The 20,238-nt window shown below is 70.7% G+C and carries 21 protein-coding genes; 11 read left to right on the top strand and 10 right to left on the bottom strand.

The genetic code is table 11. The features are described 5' to 3' along the window. Positions 1 to 27: 27 nt before the first annotated feature. A complete protein-coding gene (locus EJK15_RS45705) occupies positions 28 to 1,062 on the top strand; it encodes a saccharopine dehydrogenase NADP-binding domain-containing protein (protein WP_206061508.1) in 1,035 nt (344 codons plus the stop codon). 10 nt (positions 1,063 to 1,072) lie between these two features. After that, positions 1,073 to 3,187: an acyl-CoA dehydrogenase family protein gene (locus tag EJK15_RS45700; RefSeq protein ID WP_138716721.1), complete on the top strand. Its 2,115-nt coding sequence runs from the start codon at positions 1,073 to 1,075 to the stop codon at positions 3,185 to 3,187. Here EJK15_RS45700 and EJK15_RS45695 read toward each other — a convergent pair whose 3' ends face one another. Together EJK15_RS45695 and EJK15_RS45690 are read right to left on the bottom strand one after the other, a co-directional pair. Beyond that, a complete protein-coding gene (locus tag EJK15_RS45695) occupies positions 3,188 to 3,898 on the bottom strand; it encodes a class F sortase (protein ID WP_138716720.1) in 711 nt (236 codons plus the stop codon). 25 nt (positions 3,899 to 3,923) lie between these two features. Next, complete coding sequence (locus tag EJK15_RS45690; RefSeq protein WP_138716719.1) at positions 3,924 to 4,439, bottom strand: hypothetical protein; 516 nt, start codon at positions 4,437 to 4,439, stop codon at positions 3,924 to 3,926. A 161-nt stretch (positions 4,440 to 4,600) separates the two neighbouring features. On the opposite strand from EJK15_RS45690, the gene EJK15_RS45685 reads away from it, so the two are divergent. The 4 genes from EJK15_RS45685 (at position 4,601) to EJK15_RS45670 (ending at position 7,620) form a co-directional block, all read left to right on the top strand. Then, complete coding sequence (locus EJK15_RS45685; protein WP_138716718.1) at positions 4,601 to 4,795, top strand: hypothetical protein; 195 nt, start codon at positions 4,601 to 4,603, stop codon at positions 4,793 to 4,795. A gap of 7 nt (positions 4,796 to 4,802) precedes the next feature. Then, the gene (locus EJK15_RS45680; RefSeq protein ID WP_138716717.1) at positions 4,803 to 5,615 is read left to right on the top strand and encodes an MBL fold metallo-hydrolase; all 813 of its coding nucleotides are present in this window, start codon (positions 4,803 to 4,805) and stop codon (positions 5,613 to 5,615) included. Positions 5,616 to 5,791: 176 nt separating this feature from the next. Continuing rightward, positions 5,792 to 6,712 carry a transglutaminase-like domain-containing protein gene (locus EJK15_RS45675; protein ID WP_138716716.1) on the top strand — a complete coding sequence of 307 codons (921 nt, stop codon included), beginning with the start codon at positions 5,792 to 5,794 and terminating at the stop codon, positions 6,710 to 6,712. A gap of 62 nt (positions 6,713 to 6,774) precedes the next feature. Continuing rightward, positions 6,775 to 7,620, top strand: a complete 846-nt coding sequence (locus EJK15_RS45670) for an alpha/beta fold hydrolase (protein ID WP_240777636.1) — start codon at positions 6,775 to 6,777, stop codon at positions 7,618 to 7,620. Between the two features lie 197 nt (positions 7,621 to 7,817). Here the strand turns inward: EJK15_RS45670 and EJK15_RS45665 are convergent, their stop codons facing one another. Then, positions 7,818 to 8,693: a tetratricopeptide repeat protein gene (locus EJK15_RS45665; RefSeq protein WP_138716715.1), complete on the bottom strand. Its 876-nt coding sequence runs from the start codon at positions 8,691 to 8,693 to the stop codon at positions 7,818 to 7,820. 19 nt (positions 8,694 to 8,712) lie between these two features. After that, the gene (locus tag EJK15_RS45660; RefSeq protein WP_138716714.1) at positions 8,713 to 10,146 is read right to left on the bottom strand and encodes an aldehyde dehydrogenase family protein; all 1,434 of its coding nucleotides are present in this window, start codon (positions 10,144 to 10,146) and stop codon (positions 8,713 to 8,715) included. Between the two features lie 144 nt (positions 10,147 to 10,290). On the opposite strand from EJK15_RS45660, the gene EJK15_RS45655 reads away from it, so the two are divergent. Then, positions 10,291 to 11,367: a class I SAM-dependent methyltransferase gene (locus EJK15_RS45655; RefSeq protein WP_138716713.1), complete on the top strand. Its 1,077-nt coding sequence runs from the start codon at positions 10,291 to 10,293 to the stop codon at positions 11,365 to 11,367. On the opposite strand, the gene EJK15_RS45650 is transcribed toward EJK15_RS45655, so the two are convergent. After that, the gene (locus tag EJK15_RS45650) at positions 11,364 to 12,305 is read right to left on the bottom strand and encodes a U32 family peptidase (protein WP_206061507.1); all 942 of its coding nucleotides are present in this window, start codon (positions 12,303 to 12,305) and stop codon (positions 11,364 to 11,366) included. The genes EJK15_RS45655 and EJK15_RS45650 overlap by 4 nt on opposite strands. 62 nt (positions 12,306 to 12,367) lie before the next feature. On the opposite strand from EJK15_RS45650, the gene pgeF reads away from it, so the two are divergent. Beyond that, positions 12,368 to 13,075: a peptidoglycan editing factor PgeF gene (gene pgeF / locus EJK15_RS45645; RefSeq protein ID WP_171074912.1), complete on the top strand. Its 708-nt coding sequence runs from the start codon at positions 12,368 to 12,370 to the stop codon at positions 13,073 to 13,075. Here pgeF and EJK15_RS45640 read toward each other — a convergent pair. The 3 genes from EJK15_RS45640 to EJK15_RS45630 are packed head-to-tail and all read right to left on the bottom strand — an operon-like array spanning position 13,072 to position 15,330. Next, positions 13,072 to 13,416: a hypothetical protein gene (locus tag EJK15_RS45640; protein ID WP_138716712.1), complete on the bottom strand. Its 345-nt coding sequence runs from the start codon at positions 13,414 to 13,416 to the stop codon at positions 13,072 to 13,074. The two genes, pgeF and EJK15_RS45640, sit on opposite strands and share 4 nt — an antisense overlap. Positions 13,417 to 13,442: 26 nt before the next feature. Next, positions 13,443 to 14,612 (bottom strand): ATP-dependent DNA ligase, encoded by a 1,170-nt coding sequence (locus EJK15_RS45635; protein WP_138716711.1) that lies wholly within the window; start codon positions 14,610 to 14,612, stop codon positions 13,443 to 13,445. After that, a complete protein-coding gene (locus tag EJK15_RS45630; protein ID WP_138716710.1) occupies positions 14,596 to 15,330 on the bottom strand; it encodes a pyrimidine reductase family protein in 735 nt (244 codons plus the stop codon). Before EJK15_RS45630 ends, EJK15_RS45635 begins: the two co-directional genes overlap by 17 nt. A 142-nt stretch (positions 15,331 to 15,472) precedes the next feature. On the opposite strand from EJK15_RS45630, the gene EJK15_RS45625 reads away from it, so the two are divergent. After that, positions 15,473 to 15,859: a hypothetical protein gene (locus EJK15_RS45625; RefSeq protein WP_138716709.1), complete on the top strand. Its 387-nt coding sequence runs from the start codon at positions 15,473 to 15,475 to the stop codon at positions 15,857 to 15,859. 8 nt (positions 15,860 to 15,867) lie between these two features. Here the strand turns inward: EJK15_RS45625 and glgX are convergent, their stop codons facing one another. Both glgX and EJK15_RS45615 read right to left on the bottom strand, forming a co-directional pair. After that, on the bottom strand, positions 15,868 to 17,997 hold the full coding sequence (gene glgX / locus EJK15_RS45620; protein ID WP_138716708.1) for a glycogen debranching protein GlgX: 2,130 nt from the start codon (positions 17,995 to 17,997) through the stop codon (positions 15,868 to 15,870). A 210-nt stretch (positions 17,998 to 18,207) separates the two neighbouring features. Beyond that, the gene (locus EJK15_RS45615; protein ID WP_138716707.1) at positions 18,208 to 18,633 is read right to left on the bottom strand and encodes an OsmC family protein; all 426 of its coding nucleotides are present in this window, start codon (positions 18,631 to 18,633) and stop codon (positions 18,208 to 18,210) included. A 165-nt stretch (positions 18,634 to 18,798) separates the two neighbouring features. On the opposite strand from EJK15_RS45615, the gene EJK15_RS45610 reads away from it, so the two are divergent. After that, a complete protein-coding gene (locus EJK15_RS45610; protein WP_206061506.1) occupies positions 18,799 to 19,356 on the top strand; it encodes a sigma-70 family RNA polymerase sigma factor in 558 nt (185 codons plus the stop codon). Further along, positions 19,356 to 20,238 (top strand): maleylpyruvate isomerase family mycothiol-dependent enzyme (locus EJK15_RS45605; protein WP_138716705.1); only part of this gene is annotated, 883 nt, incomplete at its 3' end. The genes EJK15_RS45610 and EJK15_RS45605, both read left to right, overlap by 1 nt.

Here is a 20,238-nt window from a genome sequence, read left to right as displayed (position 1 = left end):
TAGTGATTTTCTTAGAGTATGGCTCTAGTGAACGTTCTGGTGGTAGGCGGGTACGGCGCCGTCGGGGTCCACGTCGTCAAGACGCTGGCGGGCTGGTTTCCTGGTCGTGTCGTCCCTGCGGGCCGCGACCTGGCCAAGGCTTCCAGGCTGGCCGAGGCGATCGCGGCAACCGATGGCGGCGGCTCCGCGGGTACGGCAGGGGGCGCCGCGGCCAGGGTGGACGTCACCGACGCCGACGGGTTCGCGCGGGTTCTGGAGCAGCACCAGATCGGCGTGGTCGTGCTGTGCGTGGAGCCCCCTGACGCGACCGTCGCGCGCGTCTGCCTCGGCCAGGGTGTCCACCTGGTCGACGTGGGCGCTTCCTATCGCCTGCTCGCCCAGGTCGAGGGGCTGAAGACGGCGGAGGCGACCGCCGTGCTCAGCGTCGGCGTGGCGCCCGGGCTGACGAACCTGCTGGCCCGCCGCGCCCACGACGCGCTCGGCGGCGCCGACCGGATCGACCTGACCGTGCTGCTCGGCGCGGGTGAACGTCATGGCGCGGACGCCGTCCGCTGGACGGTCGGCCAGCTCGCCACCCGTCCGGACGGCGCGCCCCTGCGGGTGGAGTTGCCCGGGTTCGGTACGCGTACCGCTCACCCGTTCCCCTTCTCCGATCAGCACACCCTCCGCCGCACTCTCGGCGTGCCCGTGGTGACGACCCGGCTGTGCCTGGACTCGGCGCCGCTGACCGCCGGCCTGTTCGCGCTCAGCGGGGCCGCCCGTCATGCCCAGGTGCGGCGGGCGCTGACAGCAGTGCTCTCCCGGGTCCACATGGGTGGTGACCGGTTCGCGGTGCGCGCGGACGCCTACCTGGGCGACCGGCGTGCTGCGTACGCGCTGGCCGGGCGCGAGCAGAGCCGCTACACCGGTCTCGTGGCCGCCCACGTGACCCGTGCCCTTCTCGACGGCCGGCTCCCGCCTGGCGTTCACCACCTCGACCAGCTTCCCGCCCTGGCGTCCGTCCCGGAGGACCTCGGGCTTCGCGTCGAGAACGCACTGGAGTTCAACCGAATAAGCTTCTAGATTCGGACGCATGGGCATCGGGCTGACCGAGGAACATCTGGCGCTGGCCGCCTCCGTACGGGGGCTGGCGGAGCGGACCGTCGATCACGCGGCCTTGGCCGGGCAGGGGTTGCTGGGGCTGCATCTGGCGGAGGAGTGGGGCGGGCAGGGGTACGGGCTCCTGGAGTTGTGCGTCGCGTTGGAGGTGCTGGGTGAGCGGCGCGTCCCCGGTCCTTACCTGCCGACCGTCCTGGCGTCGGCGGTGCTCGCCCGCTTCGGCGGCCGCCACGAGGAGCTGGTCGCCGCACTCGCCGACGGCTCGATGACCGCGGCCGTCGCGCTTCCCGCCAACGGCTCGACGGGCGCCGTGGTCGCCGCCGAGACGGGTGCCGCGACCCTCGCCCTGGGGTCGCCTGACGCCGATCTCTTCCTTCTGCCGGTCGGCGGCGGCGCGTGGGCGGTGCTGGATCGCGACGACGTCACCGCGGATCCCGCCGAGGGTGTCGATCTCGACCGGGCGCTCTGCTCCGTGACGCCCCGGCGGACCCCGCCCGCCGACCGGGTGCTCGCCAACCCGCCGGTACGGGAGCTCGCCGCGGTGCTGCTCGGGGCCGACGCGTGCGGCGTCGCGGCGTGGGCCGTCACGACGGCGGCCGACCATGCCAAGGTGCGCGAGCAGTTCGGGCGCCCGATCGGGCAGTTCCAGGGCGTCAAGCACCGGGTCGCCGCCGCGCTGGTGGCACTGGAGCAGGCCCGCGCCGCCGTGTGGGACGCCGCCAGAGCCATGGACGCCACCGGCACGCCCCCCGCCGACACCGGCGCGCCCACCGCCGAGGGCGGCAGGACCCTCCCCGGCGAGACGCGGCTGGCCGTGGCGGTGGCGGCGGTGCTCGGGTCCGATGCCGCGGTTCGGTGTGCGGCGGACGCGATTCAGGTGCTCGGCGGCATCGGCTACACCTTCGAGCACGACGCCCACCGCTACTACCGCCGGGCCCTGTCCGACCGCATGCTGGCCGGCGACCCGGGCCCGTGGGCCGAGGAGGCGGCCGGGCTGGCGGTGGCGGGCACGCGGCGCGCGATGGAGCCGGACCTGCCGGAGGAGGCCGCCGCCGTCAGGGACGCGATCAGGGCGGAGTCGGAGTCGCTGCGGGCCGAGGAGCCGGCGGCCAGGCCGGCCAGGTTCGCGAACGAGGGCTGGATCATGCCGTACCTGCCCAGACCGTGGGGCAGGGGCGCCTCGCCGCTCGAACAGGTGATCATTCACCAGGAGTTCCGCGACCTCAAGCGGCCGAACCTCGGCATCGCGGCCTGGGCGGTCCCGTCCATCGTCACGTACGGCACCCGCGAGCAGCAGGAACGCTTCCTGCCGAGGACGTTCACCGGGGAGATCGTGTGGTGCCAGTTGTTCAGCGAGCCGGGCGCGGGCTCCGACCTGGCCGGGCTGTCCACGAAGGCGACGAAGGTGGAGGGCGGGTGGTCGCTCAGCGGGCAGAAGATCTGGACGTCCCTCGCGCAGTACGCGCATTGGGGCATCTGCCTCGCCCGGACTTCTCCCGAAAAATCAAAGCATGACGGCATTTCGTACTTCCTGGTGGACATGTCGTCCCCTGGCGTCACCGTCAGGCCGCTCAAGGAGATCAACGGCGACGAGATCTTCAACGAGGTGTTCCTCGACGACGTCTTCGTACCGGACGGCCTGGTCGTCGGCGGAGTCAACGAGGGCTGGCGGGTCGCCCGCGACACGCTGTCCCACGAACGCGTCGCGCTCGGCGACTCCTGGGGCCCCGGCTCGCAGCACACCGACATGGTCGAGCTCATCGAGCGGCTGCCCCCGCTGCGGCAGTCGCAGCGCGAGCAGGCGGGCCGCCTGTGGGCGGAGGGCCAGGCCATCTCGGCGCTCGGCCTGCGCGTGACGCTCTCGAAGCTGTCCGGCACCGACCCCGGCGCCGCCTCCAGCGTCCGCAAGCTGCTCGGCATGCGGCACACGCAGGCGATCTCGGAGTTCTGCTGGTCCCTGGCCCCGGCGAACCGCCATTGGAACCGCATGATCCTCACCACCCGCGCGTTCACGATCGGCGGCGGCACCACGGAGGTGCAGCTCAACATCATCGCCGAGCGTGCGCTGGGCCTGCCGCGCGACCCGTGATCAGCTCTCGGGATAGTACGGGGCCGCCAGGTGCGCGTACACGATCGTGTTCTCCCGGTAGCTGTGCGCCTGCCGGTCGAACGCCCCGCCGCAGGTCACCAGCCGCAGCCCCGGATAGGCGAGCTTGCCGTACACCTTCTTGGCCGGGAAGCGCGTCTTCGGCGTGTGCTCGACCTTGTCGACGACGAAGACGGCCACGGAGCGGTCGGCGCGCAGCACCTGGACCTGGTCGCCGCGCTTGACGTCCTTGAGGCGGGCGAAGACGGCGGGGCCGCTTCTGGTGTCGAGATGCCCGGTGATCACGGCGGCGCCGCGCTGGCCGGGGACGGGGCCGTAGCGGTACCAGCCGGCGAGGTTCGGGGAGTCGAGCGGCGGGTTCTGGATGCCGCCCCGTGCGTCCAGGCCCAGCTCCATCAGCGGGGCGGACACGCCGACGGACGGGATGTAGACGGCCGTGGGCCGGGCGGCCTTCATGGGCTTGGCCACCTTGGTGAGCGGCACGCCGGTGATCGGCCCCGCCCCGGGCTCCTGCCGTACGGTCGCGACCGGCTCCGCCTCAGGCTCGCCACCCACGATCCCGCTCAGCCCGAACCCGATCAGCGACACCCCGGCCACCGTCACGACACCCGCCAGGGCCAGCACCAGCCACTGCCCAGACGTCCGGCCGGCGAGCGGCTCCCGTGCCGGCCTGTGTCCCGGCGGCCCGGCCACTCTAGGCGATGTCCTTATTCATGATTCATGGCCTCACTCCGTTCGGCGGCTCGGTCGCCATACGCGGGCGGCGCCGTGCCGCGAACCCGGCCAGTCCGGCCCCGGTCAGCAGGGCGGCCCCGCCCAGCGCGAACGGCCACGCCGGGCCGTCCTCCGCCAGCCCGCCTCCGCCGGTCTCCGGGTGCCCCTTCGGGACCTTGTGCTCGTCCTCGCCCGCGGGCCGCCACGGGTCCTCCGAAACCTCAGGACCGGGACGGGAGGGCCAGGAGTCCTCCGGTGCGGGCGCGCTCGACCAGGAATCGTCGGGTACGGGCGCGCTCGACCAGGTGTCGCCTGGCGTCTGCCCTCCCGACCAGGAGTCGTCGCCTGATTCGTCGCAGAGGACCGGCAGCGGAAGGAGACACGTGGACACCGCGCCCGGCACCTGAGGCCCGGACTCGGCGGAGGCTGAGGCGGTGCCGATGCCCACCGCCAGGCTCACTCCGCCGACCACGAAGGCCGTCACCGCGCCAGCGGCCGCGAGACGTCGTGCTCTTGCCATGGAAGGCTCCCGATTCCGTCGGTTGTCGCCCCCGTTGCACCAGAGAGCCTTGCGAACTATTGGACCGAGCGTCAAGTAATGTGACCGAAGTGAAACAGGCCGATACAGAGGGTTTAACCTCCGGCCGTCGCGGCAGGGGTGATTCAAGGGGGACAAATGCCATGAGTAATCCACAACAGCCTGAACTTCGCAGATCGGGCAAGGCGCTCACCGGTTCCAAGTCCGCCGACGCCGTACGCGAGACCAAGGAAGCGACCAAGCGCGCCGCCCACCCGCACGGAACCGACAAGGGCCGCAAAGGCGGCGGGAAGGGCGGCGGCGTGCCGCCCGAACAGCGGCCGCAGCATCCGGGGTGAGCACACGGTGAGGGGAAGCCTGCAGTTCATCGGCAACGCCACCACGCTGATCCAGTACAACGGATTCACGCTGCTGACGGATCCCAACTTCCTGCACCGGGGCCAGCGCGCGTACCTGGGCTATGGCCTCAGCTCGCGCCGCCTCACCGACCCCGCCATGGAGATCGAGGATCTGCCCCCGCTGGACGCCGTGGTGCTGTCCCACCTGCACGGCGACCACTGGGACCGGGTCACCCGCCGGGGGCTGGACAGGGACACGCCGATCATCACCACCACCACGGCGGCCCGCCGGCTGCACCGCCGCGGCTTCCGCGGCAGCGTGGGACTGGAGGAATTGCAGCAGCACGAGCTGCGCGGCGCCGGCGGCAGCGTCACGATCACCGCTCTGCCCGCCAGGCACGCGCCGGGCCCTGTCGAGGTGCTGCTGCCGCCGGTGATCGGCACGATGCTGGAGTTCTGCAACCGGGAGGAGCGGGTGGAGCTGCGCCTGCACATCAGCGGCGACACCGTGCTCGACCGCCACCTGGACGCGATCCCGCGCCGCTTCCCCGAGATCGACCTGGCCATCGTCCACTTGGGCGGGACCAGGCTGCTGGGTTCCCTGCTGGTCACGATGGACGGCGAGCAGGGCGCCGCGTGGGTGGACCTGATCAACCCCCGCACGGTCGTGCCGGTGCACTACGACGACTACACCGTCTTCAGCTCGCCGCTGGACGACTTCCGCCACCACATCGAGCAGGCCGGCCTGTCCGACAGGGTGGTCTGTCTGGAACGGGGCGAAACCTGTGAGCTCGCCCCGCACCGCCTCATCCGCCGCTGATCACGCGTCCCGCGTCGGCGCCTCATACGCGTCGAGCAGCAGGCTCGACCTGGCCGCCCGCCCGGAGTTCAGTCGTTGGCACGGGACAGCTGGACAATTTCGGAGAGATTTTGACACGGTAAGGGACCACCGGCCCGGCGATTGAACAGGTGGCCGATAACTCCGGGGGTTCAGTCATGTCATTTGCCCGCCTCGCACCGGACGCCGCCGCCTTCTACACCGCGCAGAGCGCCTTCTCCGACCCCAATGGGCTCGCTCCGCTCTACGCAGAGCTTCCGGCTGATCCAGCTCACCTGGCCCGGACAGCACGTGACCTGATGATCCACCGCCTGGAAGGCGAGCCGTTCCGGTATGCCATTCCGCGCGACCGCCTGCACAACGATGCCGAGACGCGCTACCTCGACGACATCTTGCGCACCATCATCGGGCGGAACGATGCGCCGTTGACGCGGCGGCGGGAGGTCGGTGACCGCTTCGTCGGCGTGTGCCGCGACTTCGCGCTGCTGCACTGTTCGTTCCTGCGCCACGCGGGCGTTCCCGCGCGCCTGCGGTGCGGCTTCGCCGACTACTTCGGCTCGGACGGCTTCCACGCCGACCATGTGGTGACCGAGTATTGGGACAACGACCGGGGCTGGCTGCTCGCCGATCCGCAACTGGCCGACTCGGTGGTCATCGGCACCTGGAAGGTGGACTTCGACCCGATGGACGTGCCGCGCGACCGCTTCCTGGTCGCGGGCAAGGCGTGGCGGGCCATCCGAGCGGGCGAGGCGGACCCGGAGACCTTCGGACTCCACCCCCCGGAGGAGGGGCCGCTGTACGGGGAGTGGTTCGTGGCGCACGACATGCGGATCGACCTCGCGGCGCTGAACAAGGTGGAGACGCTGCTGTGGGACGTCTGGGGGACGGGAGCGGGCGGCGAGAGGGAGATGACGGACGCGATCTATGACCTCTACGACCAGGTCTCGCTGGTGGCGTGCGACGACGTTCCCTTTGACGCGGCGCGGAAGCTGTTCGCCGAGAACGAGGCACTGCGGACGCCCAAGACGGTGCGGTCGTTGGCGCCCTTCAACGGTCCGGGCGAGGTCGTACTCCGGTGATCATCCCCGTCCCGGAGCCGGCCGGGCTGGTATGCCCAGTTCATGGTCGTTAGGCTCGTCGCGTGGTGAAAGAGCTTGATCTGGAGCTTCCCGGCGGCCCTACGCTGCACGTCTACGACACAGGCACGGACGGCGCCACCGACAGGCTGGTGGTCTTCTGGCATCACGGCACGCCCAACATCGGCTCGCCCCCGGTGCCCCTGTTCCCGGCCTCCGACCGCCTCGGCATCCGCTGGGTGTCGTACGACCGCCCCGGCTACGGCGGCTCGGCCTCCGTCCCCGGCCGCGACCTGGCCTCGGCGGCCACGTACGCCGGTCACGTCGCCGACGCCCTGGGCATCGGCCGGTTCGCCGTCATGGGCCACTCCGGTGGCGGCTCACACGCCCTGGCCTGCGCCGCCCTGCTGCCGGATCGCGTGCTGGCCGCGGTGAGCGTGTCCGGCCTGGCCCCGTACGGCGCGGAGGGGCTCGACTGGTTCGCGGGCATGTCGCCTTCCGGCGAGGCGTCCCTGCGCGCCGCCGTGGCGGGACGCGAGGCGAAGGAGCGGCACGAGGCGTCGGCCGAGTACGACCCGGAGATGTTCACCCCGGCGGATCACGCGGCGTTCGACGGCGAGTGGTCCTGGTTCGGCAGCGTCGTCGGCCCGGCCCTGGAGGGTGGGTCCGGCGGGCTGATAGACGACGACCTCGCATACGTCGCCCCGTGGGGCTGCGACCCCGCCCAGGTGACCGCACCGGTGCTGCTCATGCACGGCGGCCGGGATCGGGTCGTGCCGAGCCCGCACGGCGAGTGGCTGGCCCGCCACTGCCCTCGAGCCGAGCTGCGGCTGTCCTCGGACGACGGGCACATCTCGGTCCTGCGCTCTTCCAAGGAGGGCTTGGACTGGCTCCGCGCGAACGCCAAATAGGCGGATGAAAGGAGCTCCTGGCAGGCGGGTGGGCCACCACAACCACGCCCGTCACAACCAGGAGCTCCGGTGATGTTCTATCGTGTCGCCGGTCGGCTTGTCTCGCTCAACGCCGAACTTCGCGGCCGGGAAATTGCGCTGGCACCGCAAAATGGTCCGATACCTATGAAATGTTCGACATTTCCTCCGGAGGCGGCTTAGTCGTCGAATTCCAGGTGCAAGGCCTGGGTGAAGTCGGCCACCGCCTCCTCGTGGCGTTCCAATTCCTGGAAGATCTCGCCCCGTACGCGATACGCCCAAATGTATTCGGGGTCCAGCTCGATCGCCCGGTCCAAATCGTTCAGCGCCGCCTCATTGTCGCCCAGCTCGCTCAGCACCGCCCCCCTGCTGCCCAGTGCCCGGTCGTTCTCCGGGTCCAGCTCCAGGGCGCGGTTCAGGTCCGCGAGCGCCTCCTCGTACCGGTCCATCATGCGCAGGGCCTCGCCCCGCCGGCTGAGGGCCCGCACGTGCTCGGGATCCACGTCCAGGGCCTTCGTGTAGTCGTGCATCGCCTCGGCGTACAGGTTCATGCGCTGGTACAGGTCGCCGCGCGCCACCCAGGAATAGGGCAGCTCGCCGTTCAGGGCGATGATCTTCGCGTGCTCGTCCAACGCCTCGTCGAGGCGGTCCAGGTCCACCAGCGCGTCCGCTTTCGCCTCCAGGATCCACAGGGAGTCGGGGGAGAGGGTGAGGGCGTGGTCGAAGTCCGCCATGGCGTCCTCCAAGCGCCCTATCGCGGCGTACGTCTGGCCTCTCGAACCCAGGGCGTACGCACTGTCCGGCTCCAGCTTCAACGCCTCGTCGAAGTCCTCCAGCGCGGCCTCGTACCGTTCGACGATCCGGTGGCTCTCGCCGCGCAGCCGCCACGCGCGGGCGTTGTCCGGCACCAGCGCGATCGACTCCGTCAGATCCGCGATCGCGGCGTCGTGTCTCGACAGGGCGATGTACGATTCCGCGCGGCTGCGCAGCACCGACGCCCGTGACTGGGCGGCTACCTCGGACAGCCCAGGGTGGTCCTTGATCCCCTCGCTCATGAGGCGTAAATCTATCCAACTAGATCTGGATAATGGCCGCCTTTTCGCGGGTGAACTCGAGCACCGAATCGTGGCCGTAGCCGCTGTCCTTGACGCCCCCGAACGGCAGCCCCGGCGGCATCTGGCGGAACGTGTTCACCCACACCGTGCCGCTCTGCAGATCGCGGACGAAACGGTGCGCGCGGCCCAGGTCACGGGTCCAGACGCCGGCCGCCAGCCCGTAGGGCGAATCGTTGGCGATCTCCAGCGCCTCCTCGTCCGTCGAGAACGGCAGCGCCACCGCCACCGGCCCGAAGATCTCCTCCTGGCAGACGCGCAGCGAGTTGTCCTCCGTCATGTAGAGGGTGGGCGCGACCCAGTAGCCGCCCGGCAGCCGGGGCACCACGTCGGCGCCGGTCCGGCCGCCGAGGACCAGCTTGGCGCCCTCCTTCTCGGCCAGCTCCAGGTACGACGTCACGCGCTCGTACTGCCCGGCCGACACGATCGGCCCCATCGTCGTCCCCAGGTCCTGCGGGTTGTCGAGGACCAGGCCCGCGCAGATGTCCTTGATCCGGCCCAGCAGGTCGTCCCAGATCGAGCGGTGGATGAGGATGCGGGAGCCGGCCACGCACACCTGCCCGGCGTTGCCGGTGTAGATGGAGTTCAAGGTGACGCCCTGCGCGGCCGCGTCCAGGTCAGCATCGGGAAAGACGATATTGGGCGACTTTCCGCCCAGCTCGAACGTCATCGGCTTCAGCGCGTCCGCCGACGCCCGGGTGATCGCCTGGCCGGTCGCCGTCGAGCCGGTGAGGCTGATCTTGCCGACGTCGCGGTGCCGTACGAGGGCGTCCCCGGCCTCCTCGCCCAGGCCGCTGACGATGTTCAGCACCCCGGGCGGGAACACCCCGGCCAGCAGCTCGCCCAGCCGCAGCACCGACGCGCTCGCCTGCTCGGCCGGTTTGACGATCACCGTGTTCCCGGCGGCCAGCGCGTACGCCGCCTTCGCGGAGAAGGTCGAGATGGGGGAGTTCCACGGGATGATGCACACCACCACGCCGTACGGCTCCCGCCGCGTCAGCCCGAGCGCGTCCGGCCCGAGAATGACGGTCTCCCCCTTGACCGCCTCCAGGCACTGCCCGGCGGCCAGCTGCCACAGGAACGCCATCCCCGGCAGGTCCTTCTTCAGCGTGTCCCGCAGGATCCGGCCGTTGTCGCGCGTCTCCAGCCTGGCCAGCTCCTCGGCGTGCCGGCCGAAGACCTCCGACACCTTGCGCAGGTAGTGCGCCCTGGCCAGGGCGGGCAGCGCCGACCAGGCGGGGAACGCCGCGCGGGCCGCCGCCACGGCCGCCTCGGCCTCGGCGGGGCCGCTCGCCGGGATCCGCGTCCACACCTCGCCCGTGGCCGGGTCTATCGAGTCCATGGTCCGGGCCGCGGCGACCAGATCGCCGCCGATGAGATTGCGATAATCAGACACGAGCCCAAGCATATGCTTGCTTGCTAGAGCAGGCCATACGGCCGGTCGCCCGGGGAGCATGTAAAGCCCAAGATCACGTAAAGCGCGCGAACGGGGCGCATAGTCATCCAGGCCCGGGGCAAAACGCTTCGCAGGGTGGTGGCTATGGCATATCGACGTCTATTGGGCCGTCTCGCGTACGGCTCCCGTTACGACCGCGTTCCCTGGGGCCAGCGGGTCTATGTGAGGCCAGGCGAGCGGCTGATCCGCGAGGCGCAGTGGAAGCGGCTGATCAGGCGCGCGCCGGTCATGCCGCTCGAGGAGTACAAGCGGCTCAGGCCGCTGGGCGAGATCGAGGAGTTCCTCAGCTGCATGATGTGCGGGGAGCCCCGCCAGCAGCCGCTGTTCGAGCCGACCGGCGGGAACGGCTGGCGCTACCACGTCGTACGGTGCCCCTCCTGCGGCTTCCTCTACCGGAACCCGAACGTCCTTCCCGAACGCCTCGGCGACCTCTACGCCACCGGCTACAGCAACTTCCTGTCGGGCAAGTACGCCGCCAACCGGCAGCGCCGCTACGACCTGACCATGAAGGCGTTCTCGCCGGTGTTCGACGAGGGCAAGGAGCGGCGGCTGCTGGACTTCGGCTCCGGCGTCGGGTTGTTCCTGGAGCTGGCCGAGCGGCGCGGGTTCGACGCGTTCGGGGTCGACCTGTCGCCGGAGTCTGTCGAACAGGCCAACGAGCGGCTGACCAGCGCGCGGACCTACTTCGGGGCCCCCGAGGACGTGCCGGAGATCGCCGAGGGCGGGTTCGACGTGATCACGCTCTGGTCGGTGCTCGCGCACCTGCCCAGGCCGCTGGAGGACTTCGCGAAGTTCCGCCGCCTGCTGGCGCCCGGCGGGGTGCTGCTCATCCTGACCGTCAACGCCCGGTCGCTGCTGCTCAAGGCGTACGGGTCGGCGTGGAGCGGCTTCACCAAGAACCATCTGATGTTCTACTCCTCGGAGACCGTGCGCACGCTGCTCGGCCGTACGGGCTTCGCCGGCGTCGCCTTCGCCCCTCACTACGGCGACACCGTCGAGGCCGGCACCACCCTCCTGCCCGCCGAGCTGGCCGCGCGGCTGCGCCGCAACGTTGACCTCAGCGACGGCGGCAACATGATGCGCGTCCTGGCCTTCGCCGACGAGGAGGCGGTCGGCCGCTGGGGCGGCGGCCCGCTGACGGTCCACCGCCTGCACGCCTAGATCTCGGGTACGCCGAGGTCGGACGGGCGCGACGGAGCTCGGTGCGCGGGCAGCTCGGCCAGCTCGGGGTCGAGCTGCTTGATCAGCCGCTGCACCAGGGCGGCCCGGCGCACCCGCTCGCGTCCCAGCTCGCGCGGCACCACGCCGAGGTGGTGGCCGGACGGGTAGATATTGGGCGCGTTGCGCAGCCCCATCTTCAGGTAGACGGGCGAGGCGGCCCGGACGATCTCCACCGCCTCGTAGAACCGGACGAACCCACCCTGGTCATCCGGTACCTCCAGATAGAGGTCGATCGGCAGCCGGGTCGCGGCCCGGATCTCGGCCAGGTGCGGCACGGTCAGGTCGGTGCCGACGTTGAGCGTGGTGGCGCCCAGCCGCTCGAGGACCGCGGCGGTGGGGCCGTTGGTGAGCGGCATCAGCACGGACGTCTTCAGCACCAGGTTCGCCGGCAGCGTGCCGTCCTCCTTCAGCCTTCGCAGCACCTCCAGCGTGCCCAGATCGCCCACGAGCAGGCTGCGGATGCCCAGCGAGCAGGCCCGCAGGGCGTCCGCCACGCACGCCGCCACCATCGCGTTCCCCCGCGCGGCCGCCCCCACGGCCTGCGTGAGCTTGGCCTGCCCACCGGTGTCCCAGGCGGCCCGCGGCCCGAGGAACAGGTTGACCTCGATGCCGCGCTCGGCTCCGAGCCGCGCCATGTCGGAGATCTCCGCGTCCGTCAGCATCATCACGCCGCTGCCCTGCGACGTCCTGGCGATCGGCACCCCGAGCCGGTCGGACTCTGCCATCACCGCCTCCAGCACGGCGGGCCCCTCCACGCTGGGGATCTCATAGCGGTACGGGGCCCCGTCCGCGAAGCCGTACCCGGAAGGGGCGGCCTGCTGGACCACCGGGTGTCCGAGGCGGGCCATCAGGGCGTGCAGGTCGGCAAGGCTGGTCATCGGGGCGTCTCCTCGTCGGTAGGTGGCAGCCGTTCGCTCCACCAGCACTCTAAGATCTAGGCATGCAGCTGGCCCCGGGAGTGCACGTCGCCATCACCGACCGGCACGGAGGCGTCAGCGCCCCGCCCTACGCCTCGCGCAACCTCGGCGGCATGGTCGGCGACGACCCGGCGGCCGTGCGGGCCAATCGCGCGGGCCTGGCGGCCGAGCTGGGCGTGCGGGCCGTCGTCTACATGCGCCAGGTCCACAGTGCCGACGTCGCGTACGTGAGCGAGCCGTTCGGCGACGCCTCGCCGGCGCTCGACGGCGTGTTCACCACCGAGCCGGGGCTGGCGCTGGCCTCCCTCGGGGCCGACTGCCCTGCGGTGCTGGTGGCCGACCCGGTGGCCCGCATGGCCGGCGCCGCTCACTCCGGCCGCCCCGGCACCGAGGCGGGCATCGCCACCGCCTTGATGGCGGCCATGGCCGCCAAGGGCGCGGACCCCGGCCGGATGGTCGCGCTGGTGGGGCCGGGCGCGTGCGGCCGCTGCTACGAGGTGCCCGCCGAGCTGCGCGAGCAGGTGGCCTCCCGGGTACCGGAGGCCTGGTCGACGACGTCGTGGCAGACGCCCGCGCTCGACCTGCGGGCCGGCATCGAGGCCCAGCTCAGGGCGGCGGGGCTGGCGGACGTACGCCATGACGCGCGCTGCACGATCGAGTCGGACGAGCTCTACTCCCACCGCCGCGAGCAGCCGGGCGGCCGCTTCGCGGGTCTCATCTGGCTGGTCTAGCCGCTCTTGCCCCGGTTGTTGTTGAACAACACGTTGACGATGATGATCGCGACCCAGATCGGGACCACGTAGCCCGCACGGCCGTCGCCCACCAGGACGAACAAGATGGTGGTGAGGGTGCCGAGACTGAGCGACACGATCGCCAGGGCGAGCCGCTGCGCGTCGCTCGGCCCCTGGTGGGCCACCGACCTCGGGGCCGCCTTGGCCAGGCGCTCGTCCACCCGCCGGTCGACTTCCTTGCCCATTTTGTCGAGGAACGACTCTACGATGGCGTCCTCGAAATCAGGGCCGAGATCGCGGCGGGCGGACACGGCTGCTTTTAACTCATCCCCGGTGCTCATATATCGAGATATAACGGGATATTCGCTTACCGGGCAAGGATGTCGTCGAGGTTGTAACTGATTGGACGCTCGAGCTGTTCGTACGTGCACGACTCCGGCGTGCGGTCCGGCCGCCAGCGCCGGAAATGCGCGGTGTGCCGGAACCGGTCGCCCTCCATCTGGTCGTAGGCCACCTCCATCACCCGCTCCGGCCGCAGCGGGATGAACGACAGGTCCTTCTTGGCGTTCCACCGCGACACCGCGCCCGGCACCCGCTGCCCGCCCGTCGCGGGCCCGGCGGCCGGCTGCCCGATGTTCGCCGTCGCCTGTTCGGCCCAGTGCCCCCAGGGGTGCTCGCCCAGCTCGGCGATGAGCGGCCTGAGCTCCTCCACCAGCTCGGCCCTGCGCGCCATCGGGAACGAGGCCGCCACCCCCACGTGGTGCAGCCTGCCGTCGTCGCCGTAGAGGCCCAGCAGCAGCGACCCGACGATGGGGCCCGACTTGTGCTCGCGGTAGCCGCACACCACGACGTCGGCCGTCCGCTCGTGCTTGACCTTGAACATGGTGCGCTTGTCCGGGACGTAGGGCTGGTCGCCGGGCTTGACGATGATCCCGTCGAGCCCGGCGCCCTCGAACGTCTCGAACCACTCGCGCGCCTGCTCGTCGCTGGTCGTGACGGGGGTCAGCCGGATGGACCCGCCCTTTTCGGGGAAGATGCCCTCGAGCCGGGCCCGGCGCTCCGAGAACGGAGCCTCCATCAGCGCCTCGTCGCCCAGCGCCAGCAGGTCGAACGCGATGAACTGGGCCGGCGTCCGCTCCGAGAGCATCTTCACCCGCGACTTGGCCGGATGGATGCGCTGCTGCAGAGCGTCGAAGTCGAGCTGTGAGCCCTGCGGCAGCACGATCTCGCCGTCCACCACGCACCTGTCCGGCAGCTCGGCCCGGACCGCCTCGACCAGCTCGGGGAAATAGCGCGTGAACGGCCGCTCGTTGCGGCTGCCCAGGTAGACCTCATCGCCGTCGCGGAACACGATGCACCGGAACCCGTCCCACTTCGGCTCGTAGAACAGCGTGCCGTCCTGCTTCGGCATGGCCTTGACCGGCTTGGCCAGCATGGGCGGCACGGGCGGGCGCACCGGCAGGTTGGGCACCGGCTCCGGCTCTTCAACCGCCCCGGTCGCTCCGGTGGGCTCGGTGACTTCAGTCGGCTCCGTCATGGGCTCGCTCCCTCGTGTACCTGCAGAAGAGGACCCCCTCCTCTTCCAGCACCTGGCTGAGATCCAGTCTGACCTGCGCGGGCACGCCGTTCTGGATGCGCGCCGCGCCGCCCCCGACCATCATCGGGCTGATCGACAGGCACAGCTCGTCGACCAGGCCGCAGGCCGAGAGCTGGGCGTTGACCCGGGGCCCGCCCTCGCACAGGATCCTGGTCAGTCCGCGCTCGTGCAGCTGCGCCACGGCCAGGGGCATGTCGACGGTGTCCTCGCCGGCCACGATGACGTCGGCGTGCCTGGCCAGCTCCCTGCGCCGCTCGTGGGGCGCGGACTCGCAGGTGATCACGATCGTCTGGCTGGTGGCGGCGGTGAACAGCTCGTCGTCGAGATCGAAGCCGAGGCTGCGCGAGATGACCGCGATGGGCGGCACCTCGGGACGGCCCGTGCGGATCTCCGTCCACGAGTCACGCGGCTTGACCGGGCCGTAGCCCTCCTTGCGCACGGTCGCGGCGCCCGCGACGACGACATCGGCCAGCCCCCGCAGGACCTGGAAGATCCGCTTGTCGCCGCTGCTCGACAGCCCGCCGGAGCGGCCCTTCAGCCAGGCGGCGCCGTCGGTGCTCGCGACCATGTTGAGCCGCAGCCACGGCCGGCCATCCGGGTACGCGTACGCCTGCACGATGTCTGGGTTGTCCTGTATGTCGGGATAGATGCGCCGCACTCCTCTACCTTGGCACACCGGACCGACAACCCGTCCCGCACGCCTTGATGATGCCGCTGCGGCAGATAGTGCATATCTCAAGACATAGGGGCGACTTTCTGCTTAACGTGACGACAGGGGATGGGACTGACAGGGAGGCCCCGTGGGTCTGGTCACCGCCGCGACGTGGACGATAGCCACACTTGCCGGGGTGTACCTGCTCTGTCTCTGGCTCTCGGGAGGCGGCCTGCGCCGGGCCAAGGTCACCCGCTTCCCGGCGGCGCTGATCTTCTCCCATCCGGCCCTGGCGGTGTCGGCGCTGGTGTGCTGGGCGGCCGGGCTGATCACGGGGAGCCGGGCGCTGGCCTGGCTGGCCTTCGGCGGGCTGGCGATGGCTGCGTTACTGGGGTTCGCGATGTTCACGCGGTGGCTCGGGGCGGGACGGCACGAGAAGAGCGGGTCCGGGTTCCCGGTGCTCGCGGTGACGCTGCACGGGCTGGCCGGGGTGACGACGTTCGTGCTGGTGTTCCTGGCCGCCAGCGTCTTCTGATCACCGACTCACGGTGACTTGGCCTGGCGGGGCTGGCGGAGCACCTGGAGCGAGCGCGCCGTGACGGCCACCAGGTCGCCCGCGTGCCACCCCTCGTCGGCGAACGCGTCTTCCACCGTGTCGTGGCTGGTGTCCAGCACGGGCAGCCACCCGGTGCCGAACTCCTCGCCGGGCAGCGTGAACGGCATGTTCTCGTGGTGGGCGTTGATCAGCAGCAGGAACGAGTCGTCCACGATCTGCTCGCCCCGCGGCCCCGGCTCGGTGATCGCCTCGCCGTTGAGGTAGACCATCAGCGACTTGGCGTAGCCGATGTGCCAGTCGCCCGCCGTCATCTCCGTCCCGCCCGGCGTGAGCCAGACCAGGTCGCGCGCGCCGTTGTCGGGGTGGCGGCCGTGGAAGAAGCGGCGGCGCTGGAAGACCGGGTGCTCGCGGCGCAGCTTCGCCACCGCGCGCACGAACTGCAGCAGGTCGGGCTCGGTGCGCAGCATCGACCAGTCCACCCAGGCCAGCTCGTTGTCCTGGCAGTAGGCGTTGTTGTTGCCGCGCTGGGTGCGGCCGAGCTCGTCGCCGTGCGACAGCATCGGCACGCCCTGCGACAGGAACAGCGTGGCCAGGAAGTTGCGGCGCTGGCGGCGGCGGAGCGTGACGATCTCGGGGTCCTCGACCGGGCCCTCGGCGCCGCTGTTCCAGGAGCGGTTGTCGTTGGTGCCGTCGCGGTTGTCCTCGCCGTTGGCCTCGTTGTGCTTGTGGTCGTACGACACCAGGTCGTTGAGCGTGAACCCGTCGTGGCAGGTCACGAAGTTGATCGAGGCGACCGGGCGGCGGCCCGAGGACTCGTAGAGGTCGGCGGAGCCGGTCAGGCGGGAGGCGAACTCGGGGAGGGCGGAATGCGTACCCCTCCAGAAATCTCGCACGATGTCCCGATATTTGCCGTTCCACTCCGTCCACAACGGCGGGAAATTTCCGACCTGGTACCCGCCTGGACCGACGTCCCACGGCTCGGCTATCAGCTTGACCTGGGAGATCACCGGATCCTGCTGGATCAGGTCGAAGAACGCGCTCAGCCGGTCGACGTCGTGCAGCTCCCGCGCCAGCGCCGACGCCAGATCGAACCGGAACCCGTCGACGTGCATCTCCAGCACCCAGTAGCGCAGCGAGTCCATGATCAGCTGCAGCGCGTGCGGCGAGCGCACGTTGAGCGAGTTGCCACATCCGGTGTAGTCGAGGTAGTAGCGCCGGTCGCCGTCGTGCAGCCGGTAGTAGGCCGCGTTGTCGATCCCCCTGAACCCCAGCGTGGGCCCCATGTGGTCGCCCTCGGCGGTGTGGTTGTAGACCACGTCGAGGATGACCTCGATGCCGGCCTCGTGCAGCGCCCGCACCATGGCCTTGAACTCCAGCACCTGCTCCCCCCGCGTGCCCGCGCTGGAGTAGCGGCCGTGGGGCGCCAGGTAGGCCATGGTGTTGTAGCCCCAGTAGTTCGTCAGCCCGCGCGCCACCAGGAAGTGCTCGGGCACGTAGTGGTGGACCGGCATCAGCTCGACCGCCGTCACCCCCAGCGACAGCAGGTGATCGATGATCGCCGGATGCCCCACGGCCGCGTACGTGCCCCGCAGGTCGGGCGGCACGTCCGGGTGCCGCATGGTGAGCCCGCGCACGTGGGCCTCGTAGATCACGGTCTGGTGATAGGGGATGCGCGGGGGCCGGTCGTTGCCCCACTCGAAGAACGGGTTGATGACCACGTTCTTCGGCATGTAGGGCGCGCTGTCCTCGGTGTTGCGCCTGGTGGGGTCGGTGAAGTAATAGGGGAACAGCGCCTGGTTCCAGGTCAGCTCGCCGTCGATCGCCTTGGCGTAGGGGTCGAGCAGCAGCTTGGCCGGGTTGCACCGGTGCCCTTGCGACGGCTCGTAGGGGCCGTGGACGCGGTAGCCGTACCGCTGTCCCGGCTGGATCCCCGGTAGGTAGCCATGCCAGACGAAGCCGTCGACCTCGGACAGGTCGACGCGCTCTTCGGAGCCGTCATCGTGAAAAAGGCACAGCTCAACCCGCTCGGCGACCTCGGAGAACACCGCAAAGCCGGTGCCAACGCCATCCCAGGTGCCGCCGAGTGGATAGGGCTCGCCCGGCCAGACCTCGCGCATGTGGCCTAATTGTCGCACGGGATGGCGCTCTTGGTCTCTCAATGAGCCGATGCCCCCACGACCAGGGCAGACTCACGGTGGCGAGCAGCCATCAACCAGGGCGGAACAGCCGCCGACCGCAGACGGCACCACGCCGGGACCGCCCACGGTGTCGTGGGCGGCCGCAAGGACGTGAGCGCCGGAGGGGACGCCGTCGAGGGCATCGGAGCGTTAGAGGAGCTCGGCCTTGAGGCTGATCGTGGTGCCGGTCAGGGCCTTGCTGACCGGGCAGTTCGCCTTGGCGGTCTCGGCGGCCTCCTGGAACTGCTCGGCCGAGATGCCCGGGACCTGTCCCTTCACCGTGATCACGATGCCGGTGATGCCCTCACCCGGCTGGAACGTCACGTCGGCGCTGGTCTGCAGTGACTCCGGCGGCGTGCCGGCGCCGGCCAGCCCATGCGAGAGCGCCATCGAGAAGCAGGAGGAGTGGGCGGCCGCGATGAGCTCCTCCGGCGACGTCTTGCCGTTCGCCGCCTCGGCCCTGGAGGGCCAGGAGACCTCGAACGTGCCGACGCCCGAGCTGTCGAGCGAAACGGTGCCCGAACCGTCGAGCAGGGCGCCCTTCCACTGGGTGGTGGCGGTGCGGGTGGTGGCCATGGCTTTGTGCTCCCTCCGTGGTTGGATTTCCGACCCTATCGCGCCCGCGATCGCACGCTGACAAAGTCCCCCCGGCCTGTCATCCGGCTCTACTTTTCCGGCGAATAATGACATGCTCGGGTCGCGGCGCACCTGCCGCCTTGGTCCGGATAAAACGGGAGTGTGGTGCCAGTGGAGGCACCGTACGACGACCGGCTGCTGCATCAGCGGGTGGTCGGCGGCGATGAGTCCGCGCTGGGTGAGGTCTACGATCGGCTCTCCTCGCTGATCTTCGGTCTCTCCCTGCGGGTCACCAGGGACCGGGTGATCGCTGAGGACATCACACAAGAGGTGTTCCTGGTCTTTTGGGAGCGGCCGCTGGCCTACGACCCGGACCGCGGCACGCTGCGCGCCTGGCTCGCCACGATCGCGCACCGGCGGGCGGTCGACCACGTGCGCGCCGAGGAACGGCGGCGCGTGTCGGCGCTGGGGCCCCGGCTGTTCGAGCGCGAACCCGCCAGGCTGGAGGACACCGTGCTCGCCGCCGACGAGGCCGAGCGGGTGCGGCAGGCGGTGACGTCATTACCCGACAGCCTTAGGGAGGCGGTCGAGTTAGCCTACTTCGGGGGCAGAACGTATCGGCAGGTCGGCGAGGAACTGGGCGTGCCCGAGGGCACGGCCAAATCGCGCATCCGGCTGGCCCTGAGGAGGCTGGCGGACGCGCTGGCGGAGGAAGAGGTGTGATGGACCCCGTCGAGCGTCTCTACCTGGACGCGATGATGGAGGACCCGGCGGTGCCGGCCGGCTCGTTGCGGCCCCAGCTCCTTGCCGGGGCCCGGGCGCGGCGCAGGCCCGCGGCTCCCACCGCGGCCTGGGCGCAGCCGTACGCCGGCCGCGTGGCCGCGATGGACGCGCTGCTGGCCTCCGCCGTGGACGACGACTGGTCACGGGTCATCGTCGAGGGCTGGACGCTGCAGGAGCTCGTCGCCCACCTGGCCGCCAAGGACGGCCTCCTCGCCGCCTCCGTGGGCGCACCGGTCCTCGGCCCGCCCATCGGGGCGGCCGACTCGCTCGGACGTACGAACGACGTGCAGGCTTACGAGCGGGCCCGCAGCCCCGAGCAGACGCGACGGGACTGGCGAGCCCAGGCCGACGCGCTCTGCCGCCACCTGGCGGGCCTGCCCGCCACCACGCAGGCCACCCTGGACGGAATGGAGGTCCCGGTGAGCGACCACATCCTGGCCAGAGGCCTGGAGACGTGGGTTCACACCGACGACGCCGCCAAGACGGCCCGGCTCCGCCTCCCAGACCCCATCCCGGAGCACATCCGGCCGACCGCGGACCTCTGCGCCCGCCTGCTGCCCTGGACGATGCTCCTGTCGGGCCTGAACGGCGCCGGCCGCACGCTCCGCCTGACGCTGACGGGCCCGGGCGGGGGAGAGTGGCTGCTTCCCCTGGGCGTGGAGGATGCCGAGCCCGGCGAACCGGACGCCCACATCAGCGCGGACGTGGTCAAGTTCTGCTTCCTGCTGGGTGGCAGGGGAGACCCGGCGAACTTCCCGGCCGAGCTGGACGGCGACCTCGCCCTCGCCAGAGACATCCTCACCACCTGTCTCTTATACACCT

It is taken from the genome of Nonomuraea basaltis (genome assembly GCF_005893125.1).
Classification (GTDB): domain Bacteria; phylum Actinomycetota; class Actinomycetes; order Streptosporangiales; family Streptosporangiaceae; genus Nonomuraea; species Nonomuraea basaltis.
The sequence above is the reverse complement of the archived record's forward strand: the minus strand, read 5'-3'. Positions and strand labels throughout refer to the sequence as shown.

What these genes read in the sequence shown, in the direction of transcription:
- EJK15_RS45700 (WP_138716721.1), top strand. Translation starts at nt 1,073, where the DNA reads ATGGGCATCGGGCTGACCGAGGAACATCTGGCGCTGGCCGCCTCCGTA.
- EJK15_RS45690 (WP_138716719.1), bottom strand. Translation starts at nt 4,439, where the DNA reads ATGGCAAGAGCACGACGTCTCGCGGCCGCTGGCGCGGTGACGGCCTTC.
- EJK15_RS45685 (WP_138716718.1), top strand. Translation starts at nt 4,601, where the DNA reads ATGAGTAATCCACAACAGCCTGAACTTCGCAGATCGGGCAAGGCGCTC.
- EJK15_RS45675 (WP_138716716.1), top strand. Translation starts at nt 5,792, where the DNA reads ATGTCATTTGCCCGCCTCGCACCGGACGCCGCCGCCTTCTACACCGCG.
- EJK15_RS45665 (WP_138716715.1), bottom strand. Translation starts at nt 8,693, where the DNA reads ATGAGCGAGGGGATCAAGGACCACCCTGGGCTGTCCGAGGTAGCCGCC.
- EJK15_RS45655 (WP_138716713.1), top strand. Translation starts at nt 10,291, where the DNA reads ATGGCATATCGACGTCTATTGGGCCGTCTCGCGTACGGCTCCCGTTAC.
- EJK15_RS45650 (WP_206061507.1), bottom strand. Translation starts at nt 12,305, where the DNA reads ATGACCAGCCTTGCCGACCTGCACGCCCTGATGGCCCGCCTCGGACAC.
- pgeF (WP_171074912.1), top strand. Translation starts at nt 12,368, where the DNA reads ATGCAGCTGGCCCCGGGAGTGCACGTCGCCATCACCGACCGGCACGGA.
- EJK15_RS45640 (WP_138716712.1), bottom strand. Translation starts at nt 13,416, where the DNA reads ATGAGCACCGGGGATGAGTTAAAAGCAGCCGTGTCCGCCCGCCGCGAT.
- EJK15_RS45635 (WP_138716711.1), bottom strand. Translation starts at nt 14,612, where the DNA reads ATGACGGAGCCGACTGAAGTCACCGAGCCCACCGGAGCGACCGGGGCG.
- glgX (WP_138716708.1), bottom strand. Translation starts at nt 17,997, where the DNA reads ATGCGCGAGGTCTGGCCGGGCGAGCCCTATCCACTCGGCGGCACCTGG.
- EJK15_RS45615 (WP_138716707.1), bottom strand. Translation starts at nt 18,633, where the DNA reads ATGGCCACCACCCGCACCGCCACCACCCAGTGGAAGGGCGCCCTGCTC.